Origin of the sequence: Kocuria sp. p3-SID1428, assembly GCF_025149945.1 — a bacterium.
GTDB lineage: Bacteria > Actinomycetota > Actinomycetes > Actinomycetales > Micrococcaceae > Kocuria.
Genome location: NZ_JALXVH010000074.1, coordinates 1 through 9,604 on the forward strand (window position 1 = coordinate 1; position 9,604 = coordinate 9,604).

A 9,604-nucleotide genomic window follows, 5' to 3' on the forward strand; every position below is an offset into this window, starting at 1 on the left:
GTGCTGGATCAGCCCTGCGACTGGGCCAGGAAGTCCTCGGCCCCGCCCACGAGCTCCACATGCCCGGTGGGGACGTCGGCGGTGACCATGGCGGCGATCTCCTGAGCGAACTCCTGGACCGTGTAGAGACGTCCGGCGGACTCGCGGCGCTGATCAAGGGCCCCGGGGCGGGCGCGATTGAGCAGCGTGGCGGTGACGGTGCCCTCGATCATGTCCGCGGAGACCACGACGAAGTCGATGCCCTTCTCGGAGAGCATGGGGATCCGCTCGGTGAGCGCATCCTCGCCGGCGCGCTTGGACAGCGCCACCTGCTCGTACTCGGGCATGGTCTCGACCTCGCGGATGAAGTGCGCCTGGTGGCTGGTCACGAAGACCACGCGACCGCCCTCGGGCAGAGCCTCGGCCGCGGTCTCCAGGGCGCGGACCTGAGCGTCGCGGTTCAGGCGCATGGCGTAGTCCTCGCCGAGGTCCGACTCCATGCCGCCCGAGGCGTTGAGAATCACGACGTCGACGGACCCGAAGCTGTCCTGCGCAGCCTGCAGCAGCGGGCTGATGCCCTGATCATCGGTGAGATCGGCGCCCACGGCCACGGCCTTGCCGCCGGCCTCCTCGATCTGCTGCACGACCTTGTTGGCGCGCGGAGCCTTCTGCCGGTAGTTCACGACGACGTTCGCGCCCTGTCCGGCGAGGATCTTGGCGGTGTCGGCGCCGACGCCGCGCGAGGATCCGGTGATGACGACAGTCTTGCCTGCCACTGAGTCCATGGTGCTCTCCTGTGCTCGCTGCTGCTGGATGTCTGCGACCGCTCGAGGGCCGCGGATGCTGTCGGGTGCGTCCGGGAAGGCGGAGGCCTCAGACGCCCATGCCGAAGCCGCCGTCGACCGGGATCACGGCTCCGTTGATGTAGGCGGCCCCGGAGGAGGTGGCCAGCCAGCGCACGACCTCGGCGACCTCCTCGGGCTCGCCGAAGCGGTTGGCCGGGATGCGCTCGGCGTAGCCGGCCGAGACGTCCTCGGGAAGCTCCGCGGTCATGTCGGTGCGGATGTAACCCGGGGCCACGACGTTCGCGGTCACGCCGCGGCCGCCGAGCTCGCGGGTGATGGAGCGGGCCATGCCCTGGAGCCCGGCCTTGGAGGACGCGTAGTTGACCTGCCCGGGACCGCCGGTGAAGCCCACGATCGAGGAGATGAACACGATGCGCCCGGCCTTCTTCTTGAGGAAGCCGCGGGTCGCGCGCTTGGACACGCGGAAGGCGCCGGTGAGGTTGGTGTTCACCACGGAGGTGAAGTCCTCCTCGCTCATGCGCATGAGCAGGGTGTCCTGCGTGATCCCCGCGTTGGCCACCACGACGTCCACGGGGCCCCAGGTCTTCTCGATCTCGGTGAAGGCCGCGTCCACGGACGCGGTGTCGGAGACGTCGCAGCGCACGGCGTCGACGCCCTCCGGAGCCTCGCCCGAGCGGTAGGTCACGACGACCTGATCGCCCTGGGCACGGAAGGCCTCCGCGATGCTGCGTCCGATGCCTCGGTTGCCGCCGGTCACCAGGACCACTCGCGGAGTCTGCGCGTCCTGCGTCTGAGCTGTCATGTGGTGTCGAGCCTTTCGAAGCGGAAGAAGTCGTGCGACACATTACCGGCCGGCGTCCACCGATCCGTGGTGGAGCATCTCAGAGATTCCCCGTTCCGGCTTGTGCCGATCAGCAGTCAGCCGCCCGGCCCGAGGCTTGTCAGCGCGCGGGTGCACAATGGTGGGATGTCGTCGGGCAGATGATCCGACGGCCGCGGCGCACCGGGTTCCTGCTGCGCCGTCTGAACGCGGCGGAAGGAGCTGAGGACATGGCGCCCCGATACCTCAACCCCTCCGACCTCGCCGCCATGCAGGCCACGGCCGAGCGAGCGCGCGCCCGCTCCCGCGCTGTCGAGCCCCGAGCCTCCTCGTCCTCAGGATCGGGCGGGAAGCGTCGGGGGAAGGACGCGGACTCCTACTCGATCACCTCCACACCGGAGGCCCACTCGGCGGACATGGGCCGGCGCATGGTCGTCTACAGCATCCAGATGCTGCTGCGCGTGGTGTGCCTGATCGCCTTCGTGCTCGTGGACCACTGGATCCTGCGCATCGTGTGCGGGCTGGGCATCATCGTGCTTCCCTGGTCGGCCGTGCTGCTGGCCAATGTGGGGGCGGATCGCACCGAGCGCTCGTCGTCGTACATGGCCCCTGATCCGGAGCCGGCCCCCGTCCAGCTGACCGCCGAGCCCGCGAGCGATTCCGATGCGGAGACGATCGACGGCGAGTGGAGTGAGGACACCGAGCGCATGCTCGAATCCGGCCGGGGCCGCTCCGCTGCCGGAATGCAGGACAATGGAACGGGCGGCCGATCCGGCTGAGACCCGCCCGCGCCGCCTGCGAACCACTTCACCAGACCACCAGGAGTCCTCTCCCCCATGTCCTTCGATCTGCTCGGCTCGCTGTCCGACGGCCCCCGGGAGCCCCGGGAGGCCGCTTCGGCGGATCAGGACGGCGCGGCCCCTCAGTGCTCGCGCCGCGGCTGCCGTCAGGCCGCCGTGTGGGTGCTCGAGTGGAACAATCCGCGCGTCCACGCCCCTCAGCGGCGCAAGCGCTGGGTGGCCTGCCAGGAGCACCGGCAGCACCTCGGCGAGTTCCTGGACGCTCGCGGCTTCCTGCTCGAGATCCGTCCGCTGTCAGAGGTGCAGGCATGAGGCGGTTCCTGCAGACCTACTCGTTCCTGCTCTCCGGGCGCTGGATCGGCTGGTTCATCGTCTGCTGCCTGGGTGCGGCCCTGTGCCTGTACCTGGGCAACTGGCAGTACGAACGCGCCGAGCAGATCGATCACAGCAACCAGCTGATCATCGACAACTACGACGCCGATCCCCTCACCGGCCAGGAGGCCCTGTCCGCCTTCGAGGACTACGACGGCTCCCAGCAGTGGCACCCGGTGCAGCTGCGCGGGGAGTACCTCACGGAGGACACCGTCCTGGCTCGCAACCGGACCTCCGAGGGGCAGATCGGCTACGAGGTCCTGGTGCCGCTGCGCACGCAGCAGGGTGCCGTCGTGCTGATCAGCCGCGGCTGGATCCCCACGTCCGAGACCGGCGACGGCAGCCCCTCCGAGGTCCCGGAGGCTCCCGCCGGCCAGGTCGAGGTCACCGCCCGCGTGCAGCCCTCGGAGGGCACGCCCGAGCGCACCGCTCCCGAGGGCCAGGTCGCCTCGATCCACCTGCCGGACGTGGAGGAGGTCTCCGGCGCGGATCTCGTGGACCAGGCCTACGGGCAGATGATGGCGGAGGACCCTGCCGCGCAGACGCGGCCGGCCGGATTCGCCGAGCCGGACCTGGACTACGGGCCGCAGCTGTCGTACTCGATGCAGTGGTCGGCCTTCGCGCTGCTGGCCTTCGTGGCCTACGGCTACTCGGCGCGCCAGAAGGTGCGCAACGACGCCTGGGACCGCGACTACGCCGCCCGGATCGAGACCGAGCTGGCCCAGTACTACGACGCCGAGGGCCGCTTCATCGGCATCGGCGACGGACGCACCGAGGAGGACCTCATGCGCCAGCTCGAGATGGTCGACGACATGCCGGCGCATCTGCGCGATCTGACCCGGCCCAAGCGCCGCAAGCGCTTCGGGGTGCAGGACGCCGCCGAGGAGGATGCCGCCCTGGACGTGCGGTGAGGCTCGCTCGCAGCGGCTGCCCGGCTCCCGCAGTGCCCTGGAGCCGGGACCGCGAGGCTCAGGCCAGCGAGATGAGGTCCTGGTACTCCTGCGACCAGTGGTCCTCTATGCCGTCCGGCAGCATGACCACGCGCTCAGGGTTCAGAGCCTCCACCGCTCCCTCGTCGTGGGAGACCAGGACCACGGCACCCTCGTAGCGGCGCAGCGCGGCCAGGATCTCCTCGCGGGAGGCAGGATCCAGGTTGTTGGTGGGCTCATCGAGCAGCAGCACGTTGGCCGAGGAGGCCACCAGAGTGGCCAGGGCCAGCCGGGTCTTCTCACCGCCCGAGAGCACGCCGGCGGGCTTGTCGACGTCGTCGCCCTGGAACAGGAACGAGCCGAGCACGGTGCGTGCCTGGGTGTCGGTGAGCTCCGGGGCCGCCGTCTTCATGTTCTGCAGGACCGTGCGGTCCTGATCCAGGGTGTCGTGCTCCTGGGCGAAGTAGCCGAGCTTCAGGCCGTGGCCGGGCTCGACCTGCCCGAAGTCCGGCTCGGCCACGCCGGCCAGCATGCGCAGCAGCGTGGTCTTGCCCGCGCCGTTGAGGCCCAGGATCACCACGCGCGAGCCGCGGTCGATGGCCAGGTCGACGTCGTTGAAGATCTCGAGCGAGCCGTAGGACTTGGACAGCCCGGAGGCCCGCAGAGGGGTCTTGCCGCAGGGCGCCGGTGCCGGGAAGCGGATCGCGGCGACCTTGTCCTGGACGCGCTCGCCCTCCACGGAGGCCATCAGCCGCTCGGCGCGCTTGAGCATCTGCTGCGCCGCCACGGCCTTGGTCGCCTTGGCGCGCATCTTCTCGCCCTGGGCCTTCAGTGCCGTGGCCTTCTTCTCCGCGTTGGCGTACTCCCGCTTGCGGCGGTGCTCGTCCTGTTCGCGCTGGGCCTTGTAGCGCTTCCAGTCCATGTTGTAGACATCCACGACCGCCCGGTTGGCGTCGAGGTAGAGGACCTTGTTGACCACCATCTCCATGAGCTCGACGTCGTGGGAGATCACCAGGACACCGCCGGAGTAGCTGCGCAGGAACTCGCGCAGCCAGGCCACCGAATCGGCGTCGAGGTGGTTGGTGGGCTCGTCGAGCAGCATCGTGTCGGCATCCGAGAATAGGATGCGGGCCAGCTCCACGCGTCGGCGCTGACCGCCCGAGAGCGTGCGCAGCGGCTGGTTGAGCACGCGGTCCGGAAGGTCCAGGTTCGCGGTGATCGTGGCGGCCTCGGACTCGGCCGCGTAGCCGCCGCCGGCCTGGAACTCGGTCTCCAGGCGGGGGTAGCGCTTCATGGCCCGGTCCCGCACGGTCTCGTCCTCGGAGGCCATCTCCTCCTCGGCCGTGCGCATGCGAGCGATGACCTCAGCAAGACCGCGCGCAGAGAAGATCCGGTCGCGGGCCAGCTGCTCCATGTCCTCGACCTTGGGATCCTGCGGCAGGTAGCCGATCGTGCCGCTGCGGGTCACGGTGCCTCCGGCCGGGATGCCCTCGCCGGCCAGCACGCGGGTCATGGTCGTCTTGCCGGCGCCGTTGCGCCCGACCAGGCCGACCTTGTCGCCCTTCTGCACCCGGAAGTCCACGTCGTCCATCAGCAGCCGGGCTCCGGCTCGCAGTTCGAGGTTCGACACGGTGATCACTTCAGGCACGGCCTTTCGACGGGGGCGGCCGCCGTCGGCGGACGGCGGAACCGATGCAGTCTAGCCGGGGAGCCGTCGCGGCGCTGTCAGCTGGGCCACCGTGCGGCGGACCCGCCGCCCGGCCGCCGGGCAACAGCCCTCCCCCCCCCCGCGGCCCTAGACTCGAGGCGACGGTGCCGTGCTGCACGAGACCGTCGGCCCCGAACCCCGAGCCGAAGGCGACCCGCGATGACCAGCGACCCGAGCCGCCACAGCCGCACGCCACCGGCCGACGACCCGCAGACCCCCACGGGCGGCTCGCATGTGGCCGCCGCGGAGCCCTCGCTGGCCCAGCACTCCCACGAGCAGATCTCAGATCGCGCTGCCCGGCGCCGCGATGCCGGCGGCGGCGTCTGGCGCGATGCCATGGGCCGCACGGCGGGGCGCGCCGCCCAGATCCTGATCCTCACCGCGCTGGCCTCGGCGATCGTGTGGCTGATGATCACGGTCAAGCTCGCCGTCATCGCAGCGCTCGTGGCACTGATCCTGGCCACCACAGTGGGCCCGCTCGTCAACGCCCTGGTGCGCCGCGGCATGCCCCGGTGGGCCGGCTCCGGGCTCGTCTTCGCGGGGCTGATCGTGGTCGTATCCGGCATCGTGATGGCGGTGGGAGCCACCGTCTCAGCGGAGTGGGACACGCTCTCCGATCAGTTCGCGCAGGGCACCGGGGACCTCGAGGCGCTGCTGAGCGACCCGTCGGTGCCGATCGACTCCCAGATGCTCAGCGACCTCATGTCCTCCGCGGGCGAGCTGACCTCCTCCGAGGCCTTCCTGGCCACGCTCTTCTCGGGCTTCGGGACCGCCGGAAGCGTGCTGACCGGAACCATCCTCGCCCTCGTCATGCTGTTCTTCTTCCTGAAGGACGGGCCCCGGATATGGAACTTCGCGCTGCGCTGGTTCCACGGCGAGGTCCGCGCCCGCATGGCCGAGACCGGCGATCGCACCGCCGAGGTGCTGGGCGGCTATGTGCGCGGGATCGTCATCGTGGCCACCGTGGATGCCACGATGATCGGGCTGGGCCTGTGGGCCATCGGCGTGCCGCTGGCTCTCCCCCTGGCGGTGCTGTGCTTCCTGTCCGCCTTCATCCCCATCGTGGGTCCGTTCTTCTCGGGCATCTTCGCCGCGCTGGTGGCGCTGGTGGCCCTGGGCCTTCCCGAGGCCCTGGCCGTGGCCGCGCTGACGATCGTCGTCAACAACGTCGACGGCAACCTCCTGCAGCCGCTGATCGTGGGGAAGTCCCTGCGTCTGCATCCGCTGATCGTGCTCACCGCGCTGACAGTGGGCGGGATCCTGGGCGGGATCATCGGCACGGTGCTGGCGACTCCGCTGACCGCCGTGGCGTGGTCGGTGACCCAGATCTGGTCCGATCGCTATCAGTCCGGCGATGACCCCGTGCTGGGCGCCGATCCGCTGGATCCGGCGACCTCGGCAGCCCGGCGGGCCACCCTGGCCGAGCGCTGGCGCTACCAGGCCATGCGCCAGCAGCCGGCCAGGCACGCCTCCCGCGGCGCGACGGCCACGGATGCCGCCACCGGTCAGCTCCTGCCGGCCGCGCACACGCCCACGCGGCCGCTGCACGATCCCTTGGCGGCGTGGCCCGTGCATCAGCCCGACGGCGGCACTCCCCGCGCCGAGGCCCGCTCCGAGCTGATCGGCGATCTCGGCCGGCCCGCCCCGTGGGAGCCCGACGAGCCCGCCTCCGATCAGCAAACCGGAACGACCCCGGAGGAGTCCCCCCGCTCCGTCGATTAACATCCCGAGTCTCCCCTATGCTTCTGCCATGCCTTCATCATCGCCTGCACCTTCGCGTCCGCAAGACCCCTCCAGCCGCTCCGCACGCAGCGCGGGCACAGACCTCGGCCTGATCGCCGTCTTCGCGGCCTTCGTGGCCGTATGCGCCGTCCTGCCCGCGATCGATCCCCGTGGGACCCCTGGCCGTGCCCATCACGCTGCAGACGCTGGCCGTGTACCTCACCGGACTGGTCCTGGGCGGGCGCCGCGGCTTCCTGGCCGTCGCGCTCTATGTGGTGGTGGGCCTCGTCGGGCTGCCGATCTTCTCCGGCTTCCGCGGCGGACCGGCGGTCCTCGCCGGGCCCTCGGCCGGCTACATCATCGGGTTCCCGGTCGCCGCTGTGTGCGTCGGATTCCTGGCCTATGCCGTCCTGCGCCGCGGTGCGGCCCGCGGCCGCGTGCTGATCGGGCTGATCATCGCTTCGCTGCTCGGCGGGTTCCTGGTCACCCGCGTCTTCGGCATCCCCGGGATGATGCTCAACGGCGGACTCACCCTGCGCGATGCTTTCCTGGCAGATCTGCTCTACTGGCCCGGCGATCTGCTCAAGCTCGTGCTGGCGGCGCTGATCGCCGCTGCGGTGCACCGCGCCTTCCCCCGGCTGGCCGCCCGCTCGTGAGCGGCGGGCAGCACCGTGGGATCGAGCTGCGCGAGATCGTCGTCGAGGTCCCCGGCCCGCCGGGCAGCAGCGAGCCCGTTCGCCTGCTGGGGCCGCTGAGCGTCGAGCTGCACGAGCGCCGGATCGCCGTGATCGGGCTCAACGGCTCCGGCAAGTCCACGCTGCTGCGCGTGCTCAACGGCCTGGCCGAGGTCACCTCGGGGTCGGCCCGCGTCCACGGGACGGACGCGGTGCACGACGTCCGCGCGGCCCGTCGCGCCGTCGGGTTCCTGTTCTCGGACCCTGCCGCCCAGCTGCTGATGCCCACGGCCCAGGAAGACGTCGAGCTGTCCCTGCGGGTCGCGGGCGAGCCCTCCGGACGACGGGCCGAGCTCGCCGGGCGGCTGCTCGAAGAGGCGGGCCTGTCCCGGCAGCGCCACCAGTCGATCCACGATCTCTCCGGCGGTGAGCGCCAGCTCGTGGCCCTGACGGCCGTGCTGGCAGTGCAGCCCGCTGCGCTGGCCCTCGATGAGCCCACCACTCTGCTGGATCTGCGCCATCGCGATGCCCTGCTGGAGCGCCTCGACGCCCTGCCGCAGCAGCAGATCATCTCCACGCACGACCTGGAGCTGGCCGCCACGGCCCAGCGCGCGCTGCTCATCCACCAAGGCCAGCTGTTCGATGACGGCCCCGCCGAGGACGTCATCGCCCGCTACCGGCGCTGCTGCCGGGAGGGCTTCCCCACCGCGGCCCGGGACCGGGAGCCCGGTCCATGACCCGCTCGCGCCGTGAGCTCTTCGGCTTCCACCGCCCGGCCGACACCCCGATCCACCGCGCCCCACTGGCTCTCAAGGCCTCGGGGCTGGTGGTCGTGTCCCTGCTGCTGATGATCCCCTTCCCATGGCTGCTGCGCCGTCTCGGCCTCAACGCCCCGGAGACCGCGTGGGCCGTGCCCGCCGGGTGCCTGCTGCTTGTCCTGCTCGCGGCCGCAGCGGCACGGATCGGCCCCCGCGCCTGGTGGCACAGCATCCGCCCTGCAGCCTGGATCCTGGGCCTGCTGGCTGCTTATCACCTGCTGCTTCGCCGCGATCCCGCCACGGCGGCAGAGGTCCTGCTCACGGTGGTGACCGCGCTGCTGGCCACCAGGGTGCTGCTGGAGACCACGCCCCTGCCCGAGCTGCTTGACGGGCTGGTGCGACTGCTGTGGCCGCTGCGGCTGGTGGGAGCGGATCCGCAGCGGATCGGGCTGGCGATCCAGATCATGCTGCGCTCGATCCCGTTCCTCACCGGCGTGCTCGACGACCTCCGCGATGCCGCCGCCGCGCGCGGGACCCGACTCGGCCCGGTCGGACTCGCCGCTCCCCTGGTGATCTCCGCCGTGGCCCACGGACAGCGCACCGGCGAGGCCCTGGCTGCGCGGGGTCTGGACTCGTCCAGCCCGTGACAGGCCCCATGGTCGATAGTGTGAGAGGGAACCAGCACCCGAGACCAGGAGAGTCGATCATGAAGTTCCTCTGCCACATGCAGGTCCAGTTCCCCGAGTCGATGTCCGCCGAGGAGGTCGCCCAGAAGCAGGCCCAGGAGAAGGAGTACTCCCACGGGCTGCAGGAGGCCGGCGAGCTCGAGGCGATCTACCGCGTGGTCGGGCAGTACGCCAACGTCTCGACCTTCGAGGTCGAGTCCAACCAGTGCCTGCACGAGATCCTCTCAGGCTTCCCCATGTACCCGTACATGACGATCGAGACCACCCCGCTGTGCCAGCACCCGAACTCGATCCGCTGATCGAGCGCTGACGCGGGCCCCGTCGGGCCTTCGCAGACCCGGTGCGCCCCG

At 70.8% G+C, this 9,604-nt stretch carries 10 protein-coding genes and 1 pseudogene; 8 read left to right on the forward strand and 3 right to left on the reverse strand.

The features are described from left to right. Positions 1–8 precede the first annotated feature (8 nt). Positions 9–764: an SDR family oxidoreductase gene (locus tag M3E84_RS11830; RefSeq protein WP_259896431.1), complete on the reverse strand. Its 756-nt coding sequence runs from the start codon at positions 762–764 to the stop codon at positions 9–11. An 88-nt stretch (positions 765–852) separates the two neighbouring features. Beyond that, on the reverse strand, positions 853–1,587 hold the full coding sequence (gene fabG, locus M3E84_RS11835) for a 3-oxoacyl-ACP reductase FabG (RefSeq protein ID WP_259896432.1): 735 nt from the start codon (positions 1,585–1,587) through the stop codon (positions 853–855). A 248-nt stretch (positions 1,588–1,835) separates the two neighbouring features. Here fabG and M3E84_RS11840 point away from each other — a divergent pair, with 248 nt between their 5' ends. The 3 genes from M3E84_RS11840 to M3E84_RS11850 are packed head-to-tail and all read left to right on the forward strand — an operon-like array spanning position 1,836 to position 3,688. After that, entirely contained in the window at positions 1,836–2,384 is a 549-nt protein-coding gene (locus M3E84_RS11840; protein ID WP_259896433.1) for a DUF3099 domain-containing protein, read from the forward strand. Positions 2,385–2,441: 57 nt separating this feature from the next. Continuing rightward, on the forward strand, positions 2,442–2,717 hold the full coding sequence (locus M3E84_RS11845; protein ID WP_006213159.1) for a hypothetical protein: 276 nt from the start codon (positions 2,442–2,444) through the stop codon (positions 2,715–2,717). Continuing rightward, entirely contained in the window at positions 2,714–3,688 is a 975-nt protein-coding gene (locus M3E84_RS11850) for an SURF1 family protein (protein WP_259896434.1), read from the forward strand. The genes M3E84_RS11845 and M3E84_RS11850 overlap by 4 nt, the downstream gene beginning before the upstream one ends. A gap of 58 nt (positions 3,689–3,746) precedes the next feature. On the opposite strand, the gene M3E84_RS11855 is transcribed toward M3E84_RS11850, so the two are convergent. Further along, complete coding sequence (locus M3E84_RS11855; protein WP_024290436.1) at positions 3,747–5,345, reverse strand: ABC-F family ATP-binding cassette domain-containing protein; 1,599 nt, start codon at positions 5,343–5,345, stop codon at positions 3,747–3,749. A 228-nt stretch (positions 5,346–5,573) separates the two neighbouring features. Here M3E84_RS11855 and M3E84_RS11860 point away from each other — a divergent pair, with 228 nt between their 5' ends. From M3E84_RS11860 to M3E84_RS11880, 5 genes and pseudogenes are all read left to right on the forward strand, one after another. Continuing rightward, positions 5,574–7,136, forward strand: coding sequence for an AI-2E family transporter (locus tag M3E84_RS11860; protein ID WP_259896435.1), 1,563 nt, complete (start codon positions 5,574–5,576; stop codon positions 7,134–7,136). A 28-nt stretch (positions 7,137–7,164) separates the two neighbouring features. Beyond that, positions 7,165–7,792: pseudogene (locus M3E84_RS11865) on the forward strand (biotin transporter BioY). Continuing rightward, positions 7,789–8,547, forward strand: coding sequence for an energy-coupling factor ABC transporter ATP-binding protein (locus M3E84_RS11870; RefSeq protein ID WP_259896437.1), 759 nt, complete (start codon positions 7,789–7,791; stop codon positions 8,545–8,547). Before M3E84_RS11865 ends, M3E84_RS11870 begins: the two are co-directional and overlap by 4 nt. Beyond that, positions 8,544–9,215: an energy-coupling factor transporter transmembrane protein EcfT gene (locus M3E84_RS11875; RefSeq protein WP_259896438.1), complete on the forward strand. Its 672-nt coding sequence runs from the start codon at positions 8,544–8,546 to the stop codon at positions 9,213–9,215. Before M3E84_RS11870 ends, M3E84_RS11875 begins: the two co-directional genes overlap by 4 nt. A gap of 59 nt (positions 9,216–9,274) precedes the next feature. Then, positions 9,275–9,553 (forward strand): muconolactone Delta-isomerase, encoded by a 279-nt coding sequence (locus tag M3E84_RS11880; RefSeq protein WP_259896439.1) that lies wholly within the window; start codon positions 9,275–9,277, stop codon positions 9,551–9,553. The last annotated feature ends 51 nt before the right edge of the window (positions 9,554–9,604 follow it).